General features: G+C 58.6%; 20 protein-coding genes and 1 other RNA gene. 14 read left to right on the forward strand and 7 right to left on the reverse strand.

Annotated features, from left to right (window positions below):
* Positions 1–39: 39 nt before the first annotated feature.
* Together JHD64_RS08660 and JHD64_RS08665 are read right to left on the reverse strand one after the other, a co-directional pair.
* Positions 40–453, reverse strand: coding sequence for a TerB family tellurite resistance protein (locus JHD64_RS08660; RefSeq protein WP_059284999.1), 414 nt, complete (start codon positions 451–453; stop codon positions 40–42).
* Between the two features lie 17 nt (positions 454–470).
* Complete coding sequence (locus tag JHD64_RS08665; RefSeq protein WP_199052992.1) at positions 471–899, reverse strand: thioesterase family protein; 429 nt, start codon at positions 897–899, stop codon at positions 471–473.
* A 118-nt stretch (positions 900–1017) separates the two neighbouring features.
* Here JHD64_RS08665 and JHD64_RS08670 point away from each other — a divergent pair, with 118 nt between their 5' ends.
* On the forward strand, positions 1018–1467 hold the full coding sequence (locus JHD64_RS08670) for a universal stress protein (RefSeq protein WP_059285000.1): 450 nt from the start codon (positions 1018–1020) through the stop codon (positions 1465–1467).
* Between the two features lie 105 nt (positions 1468–1572).
* On the opposite strand, the gene JHD64_RS08675 is transcribed toward JHD64_RS08670, so the two are convergent.
* Both JHD64_RS08675 and ffs read right to left on the reverse strand, forming a co-directional pair.
* Complete coding sequence (locus tag JHD64_RS08675) at positions 1573–1896, reverse strand: DNA-binding transcriptional regulator (protein ID WP_059285001.1); 324 nt, start codon at positions 1894–1896, stop codon at positions 1573–1575.
* Positions 1897–2156: 260 nt separating this feature from the next.
* Positions 2157–2255: signal recognition particle sRNA small type (gene ffs / locus JHD64_RS08680), an RNA gene on the reverse strand.
* A gap of 180 nt (positions 2256–2435) precedes the next feature.
* Here ffs and argE point away from each other — a divergent pair.
* The 3 genes from argE (at position 2436) to JHD64_RS08695 (ending at position 5581) form a co-directional block, all read left to right on the forward strand.
* The gene (gene argE, locus JHD64_RS08685; protein ID WP_199052993.1) at positions 2436–3617 is read left to right on the forward strand and encodes an acetylornithine deacetylase; all 1182 of its coding nucleotides are present in this window, start codon (positions 2436–2438) and stop codon (positions 3615–3617) included.
* A 123-nt stretch (positions 3618–3740) separates the two neighbouring features.
* The gene (locus tag JHD64_RS08690; protein ID WP_199052994.1) at positions 3741–5129 is read left to right on the forward strand and encodes a sodium-dependent transporter; all 1389 of its coding nucleotides are present in this window, start codon (positions 3741–3743) and stop codon (positions 5127–5129) included.
* 194 nt (positions 5130–5323) lie between these two features.
* Positions 5324–5581: a hypothetical protein gene (locus JHD64_RS08695; protein ID WP_059285004.1), complete on the forward strand. Its 258-nt coding sequence runs from the start codon at positions 5324–5326 to the stop codon at positions 5579–5581.
* Between the two features lie 5 nt (positions 5582–5586).
* On the opposite strand, the gene JHD64_RS08700 is transcribed toward JHD64_RS08695, so the two are convergent.
* A complete protein-coding gene (locus JHD64_RS08700; protein ID WP_199052995.1) occupies positions 5587–6165 on the reverse strand; it encodes a DNA-3-methyladenine glycosylase I in 579 nt (192 codons plus the stop codon).
* Positions 6166–6212: 47 nt separating this feature from the next.
* On the reverse strand, positions 6213–6656 hold the full coding sequence (fliW, locus tag JHD64_RS08705) for a flagellar assembly protein FliW (RefSeq protein ID WP_059285013.1): 444 nt from the start codon (positions 6654–6656) through the stop codon (positions 6213–6215).
* 179 nt (positions 6657–6835) lie between these two features.
* Here fliW and JHD64_RS08710 point away from each other — a divergent pair, with 179 nt between their 5' ends.
* The 10 genes from JHD64_RS08710 (at position 6836) to argS (ending at position 18580) form a co-directional block, all read left to right on the forward strand.
* Complete coding sequence (locus tag JHD64_RS08710; protein ID WP_233170415.1) at positions 6836–7642, forward strand: ferritin-like domain-containing protein; 807 nt, start codon at positions 6836–6838, stop codon at positions 7640–7642.
* Positions 7643–7679: 37 nt separating this feature from the next.
* A complete protein-coding gene (locus tag JHD64_RS08715; RefSeq protein WP_146215955.1) occupies positions 7680–7895 on the forward strand; it encodes a hypothetical protein in 216 nt (71 codons plus the stop codon).
* A gap of 163 nt (positions 7896–8058) precedes the next feature.
* A complete protein-coding gene (locus JHD64_RS08720) occupies positions 8059–8478 on the forward strand; it encodes a hypothetical protein (protein ID WP_059285007.1) in 420 nt (139 codons plus the stop codon).
* An 18-nt stretch (positions 8479–8496) separates the two neighbouring features.
* Entirely contained in the window at positions 8497–9840 is a 1344-nt protein-coding gene (gene yegQ, locus JHD64_RS08725) for a tRNA 5-hydroxyuridine modification protein YegQ (protein ID WP_059285015.1), read from the forward strand.
* A 914-nt stretch (positions 9841–10754) separates the two neighbouring features.
* Positions 10755–11855 (forward strand): polyamine ABC transporter substrate-binding protein, encoded by a 1101-nt coding sequence (locus JHD64_RS08730; RefSeq protein ID WP_199052996.1) that lies wholly within the window; start codon positions 10755–10757, stop codon positions 11853–11855.
* A gap of 292 nt (positions 11856–12147) precedes the next feature.
* Positions 12148–13056: an ABC transporter permease subunit gene (locus JHD64_RS08735; protein WP_059285009.1), complete on the forward strand. Its 909-nt coding sequence runs from the start codon at positions 12148–12150 to the stop codon at positions 13054–13056.
* A gap of 5 nt (positions 13057–13061) precedes the next feature.
* The gene (locus JHD64_RS08740) at positions 13062–13898 is read left to right on the forward strand and encodes an ABC transporter permease subunit (RefSeq protein ID WP_059285016.1); all 837 of its coding nucleotides are present in this window, start codon (positions 13062–13064) and stop codon (positions 13896–13898) included.
* Between the two features lie 131 nt (positions 13899–14029).
* Entirely contained in the window at positions 14030–15517 is a 1488-nt protein-coding gene (locus JHD64_RS08745; protein WP_059285010.1) for a DUF3138 family protein, read from the forward strand.
* A 132-nt stretch (positions 15518–15649) separates the two neighbouring features.
* Positions 15650–16684, forward strand: coding sequence for an MBL fold metallo-hydrolase (locus JHD64_RS08750; RefSeq protein ID WP_199052997.1), 1035 nt, complete (start codon positions 15650–15652; stop codon positions 16682–16684).
* A gap of 177 nt (positions 16685–16861) precedes the next feature.
* Positions 16862–18580, forward strand: a complete 1719-nt coding sequence (gene argS, locus JHD64_RS08755; RefSeq protein ID WP_110313309.1) for an arginine--tRNA ligase — start codon at positions 16862–16864, stop codon at positions 18578–18580.
* Positions 18581–18652: 72 nt separating this feature from the next.
* Here the strand turns inward: argS and JHD64_RS08760 are convergent, their stop codons facing one another.
* Positions 18653–20449 (reverse strand): aminopeptidase P family protein, encoded by a 1797-nt coding sequence (locus JHD64_RS08760; RefSeq protein WP_199052998.1) that lies wholly within the window; start codon positions 20447–20449, stop codon positions 18653–18655.
* Positions 20450–20500 lie beyond the last annotated feature (51 nt).

Here is a 20500-nt window from a genome sequence, read left to right on the forward strand (position 1 = left end):
GGATTGGCGGCCGGCCTTGCTGACAGCGGGGAAGGGCGCTTAACGAACGAACTGGCGTTCCAGGTCTTCCAGGCTGATGTTCCATTCCTTCATCATGTGACGCAGCAGGACAATTTCCGGATCGCTGATGGTGCCGTCCGATTTGCTGATGTCCATGGCCAGCACGCAAGTGAGAATGCGCTTGTTGCGGTCGGTGACTTCGGACAGCATGAATTCGATACGGTCGGTATCCAGCAGGTGGATGGTGCCATCCTGCTCGGCCTCGTCGGAAATGTCGTCGCAGTAGTCCGCCAGTACCTGGGCAAACTGTTTGCGGGGCAGGCCGATCAGTTCGTAGGCATCGACGTTCTCCAGCAGGTCCAGCTCACGCGGATCCATATTGCCGTCGGTAATCATGAACATTGCCAGCAGGCGGGCAATGGCTTGCGGACTGTTGTTTGGGTATGGACGCATGTCGGAATTTCCTGTTGTTATGACTGGCTCAGTTTGGCGACAAAGGCCGCCGGCATGGTGCTTACCTGGCGGGTCTGGTAATCAAAGAAAACGATGCCGGTCTTCAATCTTGCCACTTCTTTGCCATTGTTGCCATCGATGGCCTGATAGACGATGTCCAGTCCGTACTTGTTGAGGTCGCACACGCCCAGTTTGAAGTGCAGCTGGTCGCCGTGGAAGGCCTCTGCACGGTACATGACGGCGGCATCGGCCATGATGATTCCCACGCCTTCTACATCCAGTTCGCTGTAAGCAAGGCTTTTCAGAAAACGCAAGCGTGCTTCGTGAGCCAGGCGCAGAATGGCATCATTGGCCATGTGGCCGCCGTAGTTGATGTCGCCGATGCGGACATCCAGCACGGTCTCGAAAATGAATTGCTCGGGCAGGGCGATCTTGATGCGGGCCATGATTTCACCTGGGTAAAATGACATTCAGTCTAATCGACTGTCTTAATCTGCATCAACCGCAGGCCGGACCGGTTTGCTAGACTGTATGCATAGTACCAACACACCAAAGGAGAGGGTTATGTATCAACGCATATTCGTGCCGGTGGATGATAGTGACACGTCCAATCTGGCCCTGGCCGAGGCTTGCCGCCTTGCCAAGCATATGGGTAGTACCGTCCGGCTGGTGCATGTGGTAGATCTAGCCCAGTTTGGCTGGGGCGGGACCGAGTTTCTGGATGCTGCCGAATTGCAAAAGTCGATCAAGCAGGCGGGTGAGCAGGTGCTGGGTCAGGCGCAAGCGCAGGCGGTGGCAGCTGGCTTGACGCCCGAGGTGAAGATTCTTGAAAGCTGGGGCGACAAGATCGCTTCCGTGCTGCTGGATGATGCCAATGGCTGGGGGGCTGATCTGGTGGTGATGGGCACGCATGGCTGGAGTGGGCTGATGCATATCCTGATGGGTAGTGTGGCCGAGGGCTTGCTCAAGCAGGCTGATATACCGGTCTTGCTGGTGCGCAATGCCGGGGAGTGAGCCGGCGATGGCCGGCATGTGCTGGCTGATCTAGACCTGTCAAAGAAAAAGGGCAGTAGCAAGCAGCTGTAAGTTGCTTGCTACTGCCCTTTGTCGGACAGACTATCAGCTGGCTGTGGCTTCGGTCGAGCCTTCCTGGGCTTCCATCTGGGCACGCACGGCCTTGCGCAGGCTCTTGTACAGGTCCGGATGGGTTTCCTTCAGGTATTCGACGATTTCGAAGTCTTCGCGGCGTACCTTGGACAGGTCGATTTGCTCAACATGAACCAGGCGCAGCAGCTCGCGCACCGGCTTGGGCATGTTGCGGCCGCTTTCGTAGCGGGAACCACCAGACTGGGTCACGCCGATGCGGCTCCAGAATTCCTGTTGGTTCAGGCCAAGCTTGCGACGGATTTCGCGCGGGTTGGTGATTTTTTCAAAGAGTTTCATGGGTTGTTCCTCTTAAAAGGCTAAACAGTATTGTATTGAATTATAGGTATGGTTTAGGACACTGCCCTATGTCCTAAAAATAGCAAAGAAAATCCATAAGGAATAATTCGGATGCAAAAAAAATCATTAAGTTCAATGATTTTTGTGCATCTTGTTTTTCTTATGTTAGCGTATTCTTATCTAGAAATACAATGGAATCTTTGCTATCTGGCGTGAAATAGTATCGCCATGTCGTGAACATGTACATATGGGAAGGGAGGGGTGGCGAGCCTGACCCTCGGCACTTGCACTAAGTAACTATGGCTGCTTCCTTCCGGACCTGACCAGGTTTGCTACCGTACAATGCGAGGAGACCCGCCGCAGAAGAGTGCGAATAATAACGGGTTTGCCGCGGTTTGCCAAGCATTTGCGCTTGTCTCAGCAAAAAACTGGCGGCTGCCTGCAGCCTGTTGCGCTGGCATGGCGCAGGATGTGGTTGCCCTTGCCCACCCTGTCAGGGCAGACTTCCGGCATGACCGGACACTTATTACAGGACTGCCATGGCTCCTTCCTATCTGCCGCTGCTGCGAACCCTGCTTGCTTTTGATACCACCAGCCGTCATTCCAACCTGGAGCTGATCGACTGGGTGAGCCAGTATCTGGCCGGATTTGGTATTGGCAGCCAGCGCACGCTGAACGATGACGGCAGCAAGTCCAATCTGTTTGCCCGCATTGGTGCGGAGGACTTGCCGCTGATGCTGTTGTCCGGCCATACCGATGTGGTGCCGGTGGATGGTCAGGTATGGAGCTCGCCTCCCTTTGTATTGACCGATAAGGGCGACGGGCGCTGGTATGGCCGTGGCACGGCCGACATGAAAGGCTTTATTGCCTGCGTGCTGGCACATGTCCCCGAATGGGTCAGGCTGGCACAGCAGGGACGTTTGCAGCAGGGCATCGGCATTGCCCTGTCGTATGACGAAGAAGTGGGTTGCCTTGGTGTGCCGCGCTTGATTGATGCCTTGCTGCAGCAAGGCGTGCCGGTGACCGGCTGCATTATTGGCGAGCCCACTTCGATGCGGCCGGTGGTGGCGCACAAGGGTATTGCGCATTATCACTGCCATGTGCAGGGGCGGGCGGCGCATTCCTCGCTGACGCCGCAGGGGGTCAATGCCATCGAATATGCGGCGCGGCTGATCAGCCATGTGCGGCGGCTGGCTGATACGGAGGCCTCGTTTGGTCATCATCAGCCTTTGTATGATGTGCCGTTCACCACCTTGCAGACCGGGACGATTCATGGTGGTACCGCCAACAATATCGTGCCCAAGGATTGCGAATTCACTTTTGAATGCCGCTGGCTGCCGGGGGATGATCCGCAGCGCTTTGTCGACTCGGTGCGTGACTATGCCGACAACCTGTTGCTGGAGATGCGCCAGGTGGCACCGGAAGCCGCGATTTCCATCGAGCCTATGGTGTACTGCCCAGCTTTTGAAGCCACGCCGGACAGCGCGGTGCTGGGTTATGTGGAAAAGCTGTGCGGCTGCCAGGGAGGCGATGGGGTAGCCTATACCACAGAGGCCGGTGTGTTCCATGCTGCAGGCATGCCATGCGTGGTGCTGGGGCCGGGTTCGATCGAGCAGGCACATCGCCCGGACGAATTCATTGAGGAGAGTCAATTGCAAGCCTGTTTTGACTGGCTGGGCCGTCTGACCGGCGAGTTGTGTCGCAGCGACAGTCAGTGCTAGCAAAAAATTTTGCATGGTCTGGCAAATCACTTCAGAATTCCGGCTCCGGTGACCCCGGAACCAGAGGCACCCGTTCAGGTTATCGCTTGAGCGGGTTTGTTTTTTGTCGTGATGAGAGACCAAATGAAACAGGACAACAGATCCTCGGCCACCGTGGGTGCCAGCAAGGCCCGTGACGGTTTTACTTCCAGTTTTGGCGTATTGGCGGCCACGCTGGGCTCAGCCGTAGGCCTGGGCAATATCTGGAAATTTCCTTATCTGACCGGTACCAATGGCGGTGCCGGTTTTCTGGTGGTGTATGTCTGTGCCACTTTGCTGGTGGGCCTGCCGGTGATGATTTCCGAAATCATGCTGGGCCGCCGTGCCAAGTCCGATGCGGTGACGGCGCTGAAAAAACTGGCCCCGGCCGGACAGCCCTGGTGGCTGATCAGCGCTTTTGGCGTGCTGTCGGCCTTCCTGATCATGGCTTTTTATTCCGAGGTAGCTGCCTGGGTATTTGCCTATGTGTTCAAGGCCATTGGCGGCGGCATTCTTTCCAGTGATCCCAAGGTGACTTCGGCCGCCTTCGGTTCGCTGATTGCCGACCCGGTGCAATCGCTGCTGTGGCAGTGGCTGGTACTGGCGCTGATCGGCGGCATCCTGCTGATGGGGGTAGCCAAGGGCATCGAGGCGGTGACCAAGAAGCTGATGCCCCTGCTGTTCTTGCTGTTGCTGGTGATTGGCGTGCGCAGCCTGATGCTGCCGGGTGCCATGCAGGGGGTGTCCTTTCTGTTTACCCCGGATTTTTCCAAGATCACGGCGGGGGTGGTGCTGACCGCGGTGGGTCTGGCCTTCTTCAAGCTGTCCATCGGCATGGGCACCATGATGACCTACGGCAGCTATTTCCGTGACGACCAGAACATCCCGGCGACCACCCTGCGGGTGATGTGTGCCGACCTGTTTGTTTCCATGCTGGCTGGCATCGCCATCTTCCCGGCGGTGTTTGCCTTTGGTTTCAAGCCGGAAGCCGGTCCGTCGCTGCTGTTCATCACGATTCCGGCAGTGTTTGCCAGCATGCCGCTGGGCCAGTTGTTCATGGTGGCTTTCTTTATCCTGGCGGCGATTGCCTCCACTGGTGCCATGCTGTCCATTCTGGAAGTGCCGGTATCGGTATTGAGCGAGCGTTTCGGCATCAGCCGCCCCAAGGCCACCGTGCTCAACCTGCTGCTGCTGGCCGTGATTGGTGCCAGCTGTGCGCTGTCCAATAGCAGCATGGCCGAGTTCAAGCTGTTCGGCATGACCATGTTCGACCTGTTCGACTTTGTCACCTCCAACATCCTGATGCCGCTGGGCGGGATTTTCCTGTGCCTGTTCGTGGGCTGGGTGTGGGGTTTTGACCGGCTGAAGGCAGCGCTGTCCAATGAAGGGCGGCTGCATAACGAGGCGCTGGTGCGTGTGCTGTTTGTGGTGGTGCGCTTTGTGTCGCCGCTGCTGATTCTGGTGGTGATGCTGAAAGGGCTGAAGTTGTTCTGATCCTGCAGCCATCCGGCATGCGGTCAAAGGGCCATCCCGTGTGGGCTGGCCCTTTTTCTTGGCTGGAAGCGTTGTATTCCTGCCGTATTTTTACTTACCGCTCACGCCTAATAGACTTTCAACTGGTGCTGAATAATAAATCGTGGAATGATGGCGGTTCTCCTCATATCCATTTCGGGTTGAAAGGATTTGTCATGAAGCACGGCAAGACCCTGTCTTTCAGTGTGCAGCAGCTGGACAGGCCGGAACAGCGCCAGGCCCTGTGTTCCGAGTTGTCAGCGCTAGTGCCGGACCGCTTTGCCGGTCCCTGGTCGGAAGAGGAATTGCAGGAACTGATCCAGAGCTGGCGCATGATGGCCTTCTGTCAGGATGGTGGCGTGGTGTGTGCCCATCCTTTTCACTCGGCGGACGGGCTGTTCCGTACTGTGGTGTTCGAAACCAAGGCGGCCTGAATCGTTCAGTGCGGATAGGCCGGATGCAGGTGGCAGCCCAGCAGGTGGTCATTCACCACGCCGGTGGCTTGCAGGTAGGCGTAAATCACCGTGCTGCCGACAAAGTTCATCCCCGCTTTTTTCAAAGCCTTGCTGATGCTGTCGGACAACGGGGTGCTGGCCGGACATTCGGCCAGCGATTGCCAGTGATTCACCAGGCTTTGGCCATCGGTATATGCCCATAGCCATTGGGCAAAGCTGCCATATTGCTGCTGCAATTGCAGGAATACCCGTGCATTGCGGATGGCGCTGTTGATCTTCAGCCGGTTGCGCACGATGCTGCTGTCCTGCATCAGTTTTTCCACATCATCCTCGCCCATTTGTGCCACTTGCTGCGGGTCGAAGCCATGAAAGGCGCGGCGGTAGCCCTCGCGCTTGCGCAAGATGGTGATCCACGACAGTCCGGCTTGCGCCCCTTCCAGAATCAGCATTTCAAACAGTTTGTGATCATCGTGCTGGGGGCGGCCCCATTCCTGATCGTGATAGGCCATATAAAGCGGATCGTCGCCACACCAGGGGCAGCGCGGCAAGGCAAGAGCGGTCATGGGGGTGGCTCCGGCACCGCCCGGCGGGGCCGGGCGGCAGGGTTGGGTCAGCTGAGGTTGTGCATCAGGATGTCGCAGGACAGGCCGGTTTTCTGCAGGCCCTGGCGGCTGGCCAGATTGAGTACCAGCGGATTGCGGATATTGGCTTTCAGTTCGCCCAGCGCCGGGTGGGCTTCGGTTGCCGACTGTTCCTGGTAGAGCAGCACCAGGATGACTGCGTCTTCCGGCTTGCTCAATTGCAGGCGGGCCACTTCCTCGTCGTTCAGTTCCACTTCATAACGCACGCCCAGCTGCTGTGGCAGGGTGACGCTTAGGGTGATGGCCGCGTCGTCCAGTGACTGCATCCAGTACACCGAAGGATTATTGCTGTCGGCATTGTGGAACAGTTTGAACTGGGTGCAGTTTTCCAGGGCGGGAATGCCCTGGTCAAAATTGATGATGGTGCTTTCATCCACTTCTACAGCACCGAGTTGGCTGGAATTGAACAGCATGACATTCTCCCTGTGGCAGATGTTGGCATTATGCATCAAGCCTTATCCGGCGACGATCCCGACATTCCGGAAATAGGGCATGCGGCAGGGTGGAGCAGGCAGCCTGTTGCCCGGGTGCCATGCACCGATTTGATGACAAGCCTGCCTGATGGCGGTGCAAACGGCTAGAATGGCGCACCATGATGATGCCTACTGCTTTATATCCCCGCATTCAGGCGGCCTTGCTCTGCACGGATGTAGCCGACAAGCTGGCTGCCACCGAAGCCATCCATGCTGCCTGGCAGCGTGGCGAGTTGCCGCGTGAAGATGCGCCATTGACCCGGCTGCCGATGGCGGGCCATCCCGAGCGGCCTGAGCTGGTGCATGCCACCAAGGTGCCGCGCCGGCGGCCGGGTTCGCCGCAAGGCCAGCCCGCCATGTTGCATGCCATCGCCCATATCGAATTCAACGCGGTCAACCTGGCCCTGGACGCGGCCTGGCGTTTTCGCGACATGCCGGATGATTTTGTCAGCGACTGGCTGCGCATTGCCGCGGAGGAGGCGGGCCATTTCCGTCTGTTGCAGGGCAGGTTGCAGCAGCTGGGCTACCGCTATGGCGACTTTCCCGCCCATAACGGTCTGTGGGAGATCTGCCATGTCACTGACCATGATGTGCTGGTGCGCATGGCGCTGGTGCCACGCGTACTGGAAGCGCGCGGCCTGGATGCCAGCCCCGAATTGCAACGCAAGCTGGCCAATATCGGCGATGAAGCCAGTGTGGCTATTCTGGATATTATCCTGCGCGATGAAATCGGCCATGTGCAAGTGGGCAACCACTGGTTTCATTATCTGTGCCGGCAGCGTGCGCTGGAGCCGATGGCAACCTTCAGCCGCCTGCTTGCAGAGTATGATCTGACCGCGCACCGTGGCAGCTACAATATTGATGCCCGCCGGCAGGCAGGCTTTTCCGAGGCCGAGCTGCAATGGTTGCAGCTAGCCAAGGACTGAGCTCCCTGCTGCCGTTCGTTTCCTGATGGAGTACCGCATGTTTTACCGGCTTTTGTGGCGCTTGCGCCAGCAACGCAAACTGGCCCTTGCCGGCCTGCTGCTGGCGACCTTGTTGTTTGTGCTGTGTGCGGCCTGCCTGAGTGTGCTGGACTTTGCCAGCTCACCCGTGGCCAGTTTGTTGTGCATTTTGCTGATGCTGCCGGCCTTGCTGGGGCAGTTGTTGATGCTGTGGGTGCTGTTGCAAAAACCCTGACTGAAAAAGGGCATTGAAAACAGTGATTTAATGTCGCATTGCTGCAGGGTGTCAGACTTGACGATGGCTGCGCGCACGGCGCATAATCGCGCCGCAACATAAGAAAAGGCCCCTGATACGGCGGGGCCTTTTTGCTTTTACAGTTTTCGGAGATACCCGAATCATGGACTATCAGGCGTTTTTGCGTCAGTTGGAATCCAGTACGCTGCCTGCATCCGACTTTACCCATCAGGCGCATTTGTATGCGGCCTGGGCTTACCGCCGCCAGTACCCGGCTGCCGAGGCGGCAGTGCGCTGCGCGCGCGCCTTGTCGCGCTATGCCATGGCGCAGGGAGCGGCGGAAAAATACCACCACACCCTGACCATGTCGCTGTTGTCCATTCTCTACCACCGTGCCCAAGAGCAGCCGGCCATGCTGGAAGACTGGCCGTCCTTTCTCGCGACCTGCGACGATGTGCTGCAGGATGCACGGGCGGTGGTGCTGCAATATTACTCTGCTGACAGGTTAAACCAGGATGCCTCGCGTCGCGGCTTTGTGCCGCCGGACCGACTGCCGCTGCCCATTGCCTGCCTGTCACATTAAGGAAGCCAAGCCATCATGATGAAAGCCCCGGAACTGCTGCTGCCCGCCGGCACGCTGGACAAAATGCGCGCCGCCTACGATTTTGGTGCCGATGCCGTCTATGCCGGCCAGCCGCGCTACTCGCTGCGTGCCCGCAATAATGACTTCAAGCTGGAAGAACTGAAAACCGGTATTGACGAAGCCCATGCACGCGGCAAGCTGTTTTTCGTGGCCAGCAACCTGCTGCCGCACAATAGCAAGATCAAGACCTATATGGCGGACATGGAACCGGTGATCGCCATGAAGCCGGATGCGCTGATCATGGCCGATCCGGGCCTGATCATGATGGTGCGCGAACGCTGGCCCGAGGTGCCGATTCATCTGTCGGTGCAGGCCAATACCGTCAACTACATGGGGGTGAAGTTCTGGCAGAAGCTGGGCGTGTCGCGCATCATCCTGTCCCGCGAGCTGAGCCTGGACGAGATTGCCGAAATCCGCCAGGAATGCCCGGATATCGAGCTGGAAGTGTTCGTGCATGGCGCGCTGTGCATTGCTTACTCCGGTCGCTGCCTGCTGTCGGGCTATTTCAATCACCGTGACCCGAACCAGGGTACCTGTACCAATGCCTGCCGTTGGGATTACAAGATGCACGATACCCAGGGTGACGACGCGGGTGATGTGCAAACCATCAAGCTGGATTTCAACAAGGCGCTGGAAGAAGCCAACCAGAGCTTTGCTGCCTGCGGCGGCGCCGAGCGTCATCCGCTGGCTGACAAGACCTACCTGATCGAGGAGGGCAGCCGCCCGGGCGAGCTGATGCCCATCATCGAAGACGAGCATGGTACTTACATCATGAACTCCAAGGACCTGCGTGCCGTGGAGCAGGTGGAGAAGCTGGTGAAGATCGGGGTGGATTCGCTCAAGATCGAAGGCCGCACCAAGAGCCTGTACTACGTGGCGCGTACCGCCCAGGTATATCGCCGCGCCATCGACGACGCGGTGGCGGGGCGTCCCTTTGATTTGGGCCTGCTGGCCGAGCTGGATGGGCTGGCCAATCGCGGCTACACCCCGGGCTTTCTGGAGCGCCATCAGACCCAGGATTACCAGAACTATCTGGACGGGCATTCCAAGGCCAAGCAAAGCCAGTATGTCGGCGATGTGCTGGAAGTCGATGCCGAGGGCTGGGCGCTGGTAGAGGTGAAAAACCGCTTCGGTGTGGGCGATCGCATCGAAGTGATTCATCCGCGCGGCAACCGTATCGTCGAGCTCAAGCAGATGACCCGCAATGGCGCGGCGGTGGAGCTGGCCGCCGGCAATGGCATGCAGGTGCGTATCCCCGACATGGTCGGCATGGAAAAAGCGCTGCTGGCACGGTTGATCTGATCAAATGTAACCGTGCTGTCGAAAGTTGCTAAAACGTGAGCGGATTGCCTGCAGGGGCCATCCGCTTTTCTTTCGCCTGTTGCCACGGCCAATACGGACTGGATTTGATCTGTGGCAAATCTGCCTCAGCTTGTCCTGTGGCAAGAAAAAATCTTTTTTGTCGGCCAGCAGCTGGCCGGCTGCGTTGAGTGATCAGGCGCGCTGCTGTCGGCCACCAGAAAGCAGACAGCTGCCGCGCCTGCCCGGATCTTGCTAAAGCCTTGAAACATCAGGCGGAGCGCTGGTTTTGATCATATGTATAGGCAAATTTGTGCTGTACAGCGGTTTGGGCCGGAGGAAATGATCAGATGTTCAGAATAGTAAACACGGACCGCCGTCAAGAGCATTCGGCTGTTGAATTTTTTGCGCTGCAAAATAAATTCATGTTGCGGCTGAATGTCTTTGTGGTTAAAAAGCTGTAACACCTCACCACGAATTGTGGATTTTATTAAACATTACAGAGGTGGCATCTACAGTGGAGGAGGCTTGGTAATGGGGAAGGTCTACCCTTGCGGGAAACAGGCTGCAATGCTCAGCGCAGTGCGCTGTCTGGCCAGCCGGTTTCCACAGGTTTCCTGTGATAACAATAAATATCAGGACGACTGGCGGCTCCGTGCTGCAAGTTCGTCGTCTCTTGCCTGACAGTTACCGCATCCAACTGGGATAGCAATAGCCAGAGTGGATAGGATGGGGTTATAAATGTTGTGCACGAATATTGCTTAATGCCTAAGCGTGCCATTATTACCCCAGGTTTGGCGCTGACCGGATTCGAGGGAGAAACCCCGGACGGTCAACAGGAGGTGCAGTTCATCAGGTCCCTTGCGTCCCCAGACAACAGGGAGTTTATGGTCTTGCAATACATTAGGAAGCCTGTAATGAAGAAGAAACTTGTCAAGAAAGTGCTGTGTTCGCTGCTTCTGCTGTTGCCTAGTGCGGGCGTACTGGCAGAAGACAAGGTGCTGAACGTCTACAACTGGTCTGATTACATCGCCAAGAGCACCATCCCTGGCTTTGAAAAGCAGGCCGGGGTCAAGGTCAAGTATGACGTGTACGACAGCGACGATACCCTGCAAGCCAAGATGATGACCGGCCGCGCCGGTTACGACATCGTGGTGCCCACTTCCAACTTCATGGCCAAGCAGATCGAGGCTGGCATCTACCAGAAGCTGGACAAGTCCAAGATCCCCAATCTGGCGAATCTGGACAAAGGGCTGATGGCCAAGATCCAGGATGCCGATCCGGGCAATGCACATGGCGTGCCGTGGGCTTATGGCACCGATGGCCTGGGTTACAACTTCACCAAGGTCAAGGCCATCCTGGGCAAGGATACCCCGCTGGATACCTGGGACATCCTGTTTGACCCGAAATACGTCTCCAAGCTCAAGGGCTGCGGCGTATCGGTACTGGATCAGGCCAATGACGTGTTCGCCGTTGCCCTGCATCATCTGGGCAAGGACCCGAACAGCAAGAACCCGGCCGACTACCAGGCCGCCTTCGAACTGCTGAAGAAAATCCGCCCCTACATCACCCAGTTCAACTCTTCCGGCTATATCAATGACCTGGCCAACGGCGACATCTGCCTGGCGCTGGGCTGGTCTGGCGACGTCAACATCGCCAAGCATCGCGCTGCCGAGGCCAAGCGTACCTACCAGCTGGGTTACGTGATTCCGAAGTCCGGCGCACCGATCTGGTTTGACGTGATGGTGATCCCGAAAGATGCACCGCATGTTGATGCGGCCCTCAAGTGGATCAACTACATCGAGAATCCGGAAGTCAATGCCGCGATTACCGACGAAGTGTTCTACCCGACTGCCAATGCGGCAGCCCGCAAGTTCGTCAAGCCGGAAATCGCCAACGATCCGTCCATCTACCCGCCGGAATCGGTCATGAAGACCTTGTTCCTGCTCAAGCCGCTGCCGTCTGACATCATGCGTCTGCAGAACCGTCTGTGGACCCAGCTGAAGACTGGCCGCTAAGCCGTGTCCTGATCAGCCGGGTGGCTGTGCGCCCGGCTGGTTCTGACCTGCACGATCCCCGCGGTCGTCAAGGCCGCAGGGATGGATGCAACAGCCGCTGCTACCGCATTGCCGGCACGGCAGCTGGCTAAGAAAAAGCAGTACTGGAGTGAGGGTTACAGTCTGGTTCCGCAGAGCCGGGCTGTAGTGAAACGTAAGTCATCACATCAGGGCGAGTCGTGACAGGGCCTTGATATGATGGCTGTAAAGATGTGCTTGGCAAGCCGGTCCCACCGGCCAAGTGGTGCTAAACATGAAAAGTCTCAATTTTAGTCGATGGTTTCCGTCCGGCAGGACTACCGTCATCGGTGTTCCCTTCCTGTTTTTGTTTGTGTTTTTCCTGCTGCCCTTCCTGCTGGTGGTCGGCATCAGCTTTTCGCAGCAGCAGCTGGGCATTCCGCCCTATACGCCGCTGACCAAGATCGAAGACGATGTCTTTACCCTGGTGCTGAATGTCGGTCACTACAAGTTCATGCTGGGTGACGATCTGTACTTTGCCACCTACATCAGCTCGGTGCAGATGGCTTTTGTCTCGACTGTGCTGTGCTTGCTGATCGGCTACCCCATGGCCTATTACATCGCCCGTGCCTCCGAGTCTGCTCGTGACACGCTGATGATGATGGTGATGCTGCCGTTCTGGACTTCCTACCTGATTCGCGTTTATGCCTGGATCGGCATTCTCAAGAATGACGGTTTCCTCAATCAGTTCCTGATGTGGCTGGGCGTCATCGATACCCCGCTGCGGCTGTATCACACCAACTGGGGCGTGTATATCGGCATGGTGTTCTCCTATCTGCCCTTCATGATCATGCCGCTGTATGCCCACCTGGTGAAAATGGACCTGCGCCTGCTGGAGGCCGCCTATGACCTGGGTGCCCGTCCGTGGAAGGCCTTTGTCCAGGTGACCCTGCCGCTGTCGAAAAACGGCATCATCGCCGGCAGCCTGCTGGTGTTCATTCCGGCGGTGGGCGAATACGTGATCCCGGAACTGCTGGGTGGTTCGGACACGCTGATGATCGGTCGTGTGATGTGGGATGAATTCTTTAACAATATGGACTGGCCGATGGCTGCTACCGTGACCTGCGCCATGGTGCTGCTGCTGCTGGTGCCGATGGCGCTGTTCCAGCATTACCAGGCGAAAGTGATGGAGGAAGTGAAATGAGCACGATGAAACCCAGCAAACCGCTGTCGTTTGCGGTACTTGGCTTCGGCTATGCCTTCCTTTATCTGCCCATCGTCCTGCTGGTGATCTACTCGTTCAACGAGTCCAAGCTGGTCACGGTATGGTCCGGTTTCTCCACCAAGTGGTACTGGGCACTGCTGGAAGATGACGAGCTGATCAATGCCGCCCTGCTCAGCATCAAGATTGCCCTGATGACGGCCACCGCGGCCGTGGTCATCGGCACCTGGGCAGGTTTCGTGATGGCGCGGCTCAACCGCTTCCGCCTGTTCCCGCTGTTTGCCGGCATGATCAATGCGCCGCTGGTGATTCCCGAAGTGATTCAGGGTATCTCGCTGCTGCTGCTGTTCGTGGCCATGGAGCAGGCATTTGGCTGGCCGGAAGGTCGTGGTGTGTTCACCATCTGGATTGGTCACGTGATGCTGTGCGTGTCCTATGTGGCCATCGTGGTGCAGTCCCGTGTACGTGAACTGAACCGTTCGCTGGAAGAAGCGGCCATGGATCTGGGAGCGCGTCCGCTCAAGGTGTTCTTCGTGATCACCCTGCCGCTGATTTCCCAGGCACTGGTGTCCGGCTGGCTGCTGTCCTTCACCCTGTCGCTGGATGACCTGGTGCTGACAGCCTTCCTGTCCGGCCCGGGTTCCACCACGCTGCCGATGGTGATCTTCTCTCGCGTGCGCCTGGGTCTGAACCCGGAAATGAACGCCCTGGCCACCCTGTTCATCATCGTGGTGTCGGTGGGTGTCGTGGCGGGCAATCTGTATATGCGCTCGGTACAACGCAAGCGTGACCGTGAAATGCAACTGGCCTTCAATCAGGCGTAAGCCACCAAGGCAGGTCGCAGGCAAGGACGGGGCAGCAGCAGGGATAAGGCACCATTCCGGTTGCTGCCCCGTTGGGGTTATAGAGGCAAAAACAACGTGGTATCCATGCAGTAGGACAAGGGAGAAGTGAGATGAAGAAATTGTTGATCAGTGCTCTGATCGCAGGTCTTCCCGGCGTAGCCATGGCCGATGCCAAGGGAGACGAGATCGCCAAGCTGAAAGCCCAGTTAGAGGCTCTGCAGGCGCAAATGCAACAGCTGCAGCAGGCCGTGAACGCCGCGACTGCCGCCAAGGCTCCGGAAGCGGATGATGCCAATACCGAGCTGAAGCAGCGGGTGGCCGGCATGGAGCTGAAAGTGGACAAGCTGACGACCGATGCCAGCGAAGGCCCGATTGCCGGCTTGAGTGTGACCGGCTATCTGGACCCGACCTATCTGTACAACCGCAGCACCAAGGGCTCGGGCTTCCAGTTCGTCAATCACAGCAACCAGTATGCCTATACCAACAGTACCTTTGGTGATGTCTATCTGGATATCAAGAAAACCTTCGGCGTAGGCCCGCTGGCGCCGAGCGCGGAAATCAGCATCCTGCCCAACCGTGGTTCGGGCAATACCTTGCTGCAGAGCAGCTCCTCCAGTGGCGGCAGTAATAACGGCAGCGGCAGTACCGGTCTGGGCAACATCATCAATACGGCGGTCATTACCTATCCGCTGTCCGATACCACCCAGCTGGTGGCCGGCTTGATGAACAGCTTTGGCGGCTACGAAGTACAGCAGTCCAACCAGATGAACACCATTACCCATGGCCTGCTGTATGACTTCAGCGATCCGGGTGGCTATGTGGGTGCCGGCTTTAACTGGGCGCATGGCGAGTGGGCAACCAAGTTCATGATTGCCAACGAGCAATACCATACCAACGCCAACTTGACTAATGGCAAGTCCAACAACACGCCTACCGTAACCGGCCGTGTTGATTACACCTGGAGCAGTGCACTGGATATCGGCGCTTCGGCCAATGCCGGCCGTCAGACCCTGCCAGGCAAGGACAGCAATGCCACTGGAACGGGCTATGGCTACCAGGGTAATGCCACCAGCCCGTACAGCAATTACTACTTTGCCGAGCTGGATGCCACCTACACCATGACCGACGGCGTGCTGAATGCCGAGCTGGATTATGGCCGGCAAAAGCAGGCTGCCTGGAATGGTGAGGACGCGGTATGGTACGGCTTCTCCTTGCTGGCCCATCAGAAGTGGACCAGCGAACTGTTTGGCCGCATGGGTGCCACCCTGCGTTACGACTACCTGAATGACAGCAAGAATGGCGGCGGTGGCGGCGGTATCGCGCTGTCTTCCGGTACGGGTTATGGTGGGGTGGATGGCACCAACGGCTTCGGCATTTCCCAGGCCTGCTTCAGCAATAGCTCGGTCAATGGTTCCGACTGCTCCGGTGCTACCCGTCAGGCTCTGACGGCAGCCCTGCTGTTCTACCCGACCGATCAGCTGACCCTGAAGATGGAATACCGCCACGACTGGGCCAACCGCGATGTGTTTGTGCGTAATAGTGGCAACTATCGCAAGAGCAACGACATTTTCGCTGCCCAGGCAGTGTACAGCTTCTGATCGCCAGACTGTTTTAGCGCTCGAATGGCCTCCGCTGGAGGCCATTTTTCATGGATGCACTTTTTCCGCTTTTGGCTTGGCAAAGCAGGGCCGGGGCGGCACACTCATGCATTGTCTTTGCTGGAATGCTGCATGTTCAGACGTCCTGACTGGCTGGCCTCGCTGTTCAACCGTGCGCCCTATGTGGCACAGCCGGCGGCGCGTCATCATGGCCCCGCCGGCTATCGCAATCTCTATCCCTTCCGCCTGCCTTCACTGGGCAGCCTGTTGCACTGGAAGCTGGCACAGTGGTGGCGGCCACGCCCGGATCACCGGCCGGAAATGGTGCCCTTGACCAGCGGCGACCCCGCCGCCTTGCGTGCCAATCACCTGCGCAGCAGCGTGACCTGGCTGGGGCATGCCAGCAGCTTTGTGCAGTTGGCCGGACAGAATGTGCTGATTGATCCGGCACTGTCGCCACGGGTGTCGCCCTTCCGCCATCTGGGGCCGCGGCGGCAAGTGCCCTTGCCCATTGATCTGCCAGATTTGCCGCGCATAGACCTGGTCTTGCTGACGCATCTGCATTACGACCATCTGGATTTTCCCACGCTCAAGCGCCTGGCGCGCCAGCAGGGCGGGGCGCCCGACTTCGTGGTGCCGCTGGGCGTGGCACGTGCCGTGCGCGCCGCCGGCGTGCCGGCCGAGCGGATTGTCGAGCTGGACTGGTGGCATGCCGTGCAGCGCGGTGCGCTGCGTGTGCTGCTGACGCCGGCGCATCACTGGAGCAATCGTGGCCCGTGGGGAGATCTGAACAAGGCGCTGTGGGGCGGCTATCTGCTGGAAGGTGCGGGCCTGAAAATCTGGTATCCCGGCGATACCGGTTATCAGGCCGAGCTGTTTCATGAGATCGGCCTGCATATCGGGCCGGTGGATTTGGCCTTGCTGCCAATCGGCGCTTACGAGCCGCGCAAGGTCATGCGCGCCCAGCATGTCAATCCGGATGAGGCGGTACGCATTTTCAGGCATGTGGCGGCGCGCAAGGCCTGGGCGGTGCACTGGGGCACCTTCATTCTCACTGACGAACCGATACAGCAGCCGATGGCGGAGCTGGCCATGGCCTTGCGCGAGCAGGGGGTCAGCCCTGACGATTTCATGCTGCCGGCCATTGGCGAAACCATCTGGCTGTAGCCGGCCGCGACGGATGCAGAGCATGCTGGCGGTATTTTGCTTTGGCTTGCTGCGCAAGACGCCATTTTGCTGCGATGCAAACATTGCCCGTCAAGGCTGGGGGGCATACAATCGACAGTGTTATTTTTTTCGAAAACGAAGGATTTTTTTCGTTTTCACAGCAATATGGGGCTAGGCATGACGATTCTGCAATTGATCAATGAACGGGTGCAGGCTGCGCTAAGCGCGGCCGGTGCGCCGGATGCGCCGGCGGTGATCCAGCCGGCTTCCAAGCCGGAATTTGGCGACTATCAGGCCAATGGCGTGATGGGTGCGGCCAAGGCGCTCAAGACCAATCCGCGCGAACTGGCGCAAAAAGTGGTGGCGGCGCTGGACTTGCACGGCATTGCCGACAAGGTGGAAATCGCCGGCCCGGGTTTCATCAATATTCATCTAGCCCCTGAATATCTGGCCCGACGCAGCGAAACTGCCCTGAAAGACGCACGGCTGGGTGTGACACCGGTACAGCCGCAGCGGGTGATGGTGGAGTATTCCTCGCCCAATCTGGCCAAGGAAATGCACGTAGGCCACCTGCGTTCTTCCATTATTGGTGACGCACTGGCGCGGGTGATGGAATTCCTCGGTCACGATGTGGTGCGTGCCAACCACGTGGGCGACTGGGGTACCCAGTTCGGCATGCTGACTGCTTACCTGGTGGAAATCCGCCAGGCCGGTGATAGCGCGCTGGAATTGTCCGACCTGGAAACCTTCTACCGCAATGCCAAGGTGCGCTTTGACGAAAGCGAAGAATTCGCCGACCGCGCGCGTGACTACGTGGTGCGTCTGCAGGGTGGTGACGAAGAAGTGCTCAAGCTGTGGGCGCAGTTTGTCGACATCTCGCTCAAGCATTGCGAGGCGGTGTATCAAAAGCTGAATGTCGGCCTCAAGCGCGAGCATGTGCGTGGCGAATCGGCCTATAACGATGACCTGCCGGTGATTGTGGAAGAGCTGCGTGCCGCTGGCCTGCTCAGCGAAAGCGAAGGCGCCGAGGTGGTGTTCCTGGAAGAGTTCCGCACCCAGGACGACGAGCCGATGGGCGTGATCATCCGCAAGAAAGACGGCGGCTTCCTGTATACCACCACCGACCTGGGCGCCGTGCGCTACCGTCACAAGGTGCTGAATCTGGATCGCGTCATCTACGTGGTGGATGCACGGCAAAGCCAGCACTTTGCCCAGATGTTCAGCATCTGTCGCAAGGCCGGTTTCGCCCCGGCAAGCATGCTGCTGGAGCATATTGGCTTTGGCGTGATGATGGGCGACGACGGCAAGCCGTTCAAGACCCGCTCCGGTGGTACGGTCAAGCTGATCGAGCTGCTGGATGAGGCCGAGCAGCGTGCTTTTGATCTGGTTTCGGCTAAAAATCCGGACCTGCCGGAAGCCGAAAGACGCGAGATTGCCGCCGTGGTCGGCATCGGTGCGGTGAAATATGCCGACCTGTCGAAGAACCGCATGAGCGATTACATCTTCAACTGGGACACCATGCTCGCCTTCGAAGGCAATACCGCGCCGTATCTGCAATACGCCTACACTCGCGTGCAAAGCGTATTCCGCAAGGCGGAAAACGTGGATGCCGATGCGCCCATCGTGATTACCGAGCCGGCCGAAAAACATCTGGCGGCGGCGCTGGCACAGTTTGAAGACACCTTGCTGTCGGTGGCAGAAGGCTGCTATCCGCATTATCTGTCCAACTATCTGTACCAGATCGCCACGCTGTTCTCGCGCTTTTACGAAGCCTGCCCGATTCTCAAGAGCGAAGGCGAGGTACGTGCCAGCCGCCTGCAACTGGCTGCGCTGACCGGCAAGACGCTGAAGACCGGCCTGGATCTGTTGGGGATCAAGGTGCTGGAAACCATGTAAGCCATTCTGGCTGGCCTGGTATGAAAAAACGCCCTGAAATATCAGGGCGTTTTTTATTGTGCTTTGTCTTGTTCAGATGGCTTGTGTAGCCTGCAGCAGCCAGTCGCGGGCAGCGCCATCTACCAGTGGCAGCAGGCGGCGTCGTACCTCGCCGTGGTAGTGATTCAGCCAGTCCACCTCCTGGCGTGACAGCAGGCTGTGTTCGATGCAGCGGCTGTCAATCGGACACAGGGTTAGCGTTTCAAAGCGCAGGAAGTCACCAAAGTCGTTCTGCCCGGCGGCGACGTTCAGCACCAGGTTCTCGATACGCACCCCCCATAGGCCGGGACGGTAAATGCCGGGCTCGATCGAGGTGATCATGCCTTCCTGCATCGCCATGCTGGGGTCAGGCAGGCTGCGCGAGATGGTTTGCGGGCCTTCGTGCACATTGAGGAAGTAACCGACGCCATGGCCGGTGCCGTGGCCAAAGTCGATATCGTGCTGCCACATTGGCGCGCGGGCCAGCGCGTCCAGCATCGGCGACAGGGTGCCGCGCGGAAAGTGGGCCATCGACAGATTGATGGTTCCCTTCAGCACCAGGGTGAAGTCGCGCTTTTGTTCCGGGCTGGGTGTGCCGACGGCCACCACGCGGGTGATGTCGGTGGTGCCACCCAGATACTGGCCGCCGGAGTCGATCAGCAGCAGGCCGTTGCCGGCAATGCTGGCATGCGCTTGTTCCGTTGCCCGGTAGTGTGGCAGCGCGCCATTGGCATTGAAGCCGGCAATGGTGGCGAAGCTGGGCGAGACAAAGCCGGGGCGGCGGGCGCGGGCGGCGGTGATCTGCTCGTCTATGGTCAGCTCGCTGATGGTCTCATGGTTGACCGCCTGTTCGAACCAGGCAAAGAACTCGCACAAGGCGGCGCCATCCTGCTCCATGGTGGCGCGTACCTGCGCGGCCTCGGCGGCGGTCTTGCGCGATTTGAGCAAGGTGCTGGGGTTGATTGCCGTGATGACGCGGCTGTCGGTGGCCATCGCCTGGCGCAGGCCCAGGGTGATGCGGCGCGGATCGATCAGAATGACGTCGCTGGCGTGCAGCTGGCCGAGTGCGGTCTTGGCCTGATGGTAATCCGCCAGCTCCACGCCGTCGGCGGCCAGTTCGGCTTGCAGGCTGGCATCCAGTTTGCTGCGGTCGACAAACAGCGTGGCCTGGGTGGCGCTGAGCAGTGCATGGCTGACAAACACCGGATTGTAGCTGACATCAGCCCCGCGCAGATTGAACAGCCAGGCAATGTCGTCCAGAGTGGAAATGAAGTGATGACTGGCGGCTGCCTGCTGCATGGCCTGGCGCACCGCCTGCAACTTGTCTGCACGGCTGGTGCTGGCAAATGGAGCGGTGTGCGCATAGATGGCAGCATGGGGCAGGGCTGGGCGCTCAGCCCAGATTTGACCGACCAGATCAAGGTCGGTGCGCAGCTGTACGCCCTTGGCGTGCAGGGTGGTTTGCAGGGCTTGCGCTGCCGCCAGGCTCAATACATCGCCGTCTACGCTCAGTGTCTGGCCGCTGCCCAGCTGCTGTGCCAGCCAGTCCAGATGCTGGGTGCTGGCGGCAGTCTGGATTTTCATCAGGGTAATGCCGCTGCCTGCCAGCTCTTGTTCCGCCTGTTCCCAGTAGCGGCTATCGGCCCACAGGCCGGCTTGGTCTGCTGTCACGATCAGCGTGCCCATCGAACCCTTGAAGCCGGACAGCCATTGGCGTGCCTGCCAGTGTGCGGGCAGGTATTCCGACAGGTGCGGATCGGAGGAGGGGATCAGGCAGGCGTCGACATGTTGTTGCTGCATGGCCTGGCGCAAGGCGGCCAGGCGCTGGGGGATGGTGAGCAGGGGTGTCATGCGGGTTTCCAGTGCGGTGTATCCGGCTATTCTGGTGCGCGCATGGCAGGC

Source organism: Aquitalea sp. ASV15 (genome assembly GCF_016429115.1).
Taxonomy (GTDB): Bacteria; Pseudomonadota; Gammaproteobacteria; order Burkholderiales; family Chromobacteriaceae; genus Aquitalea; species Aquitalea magnusonii.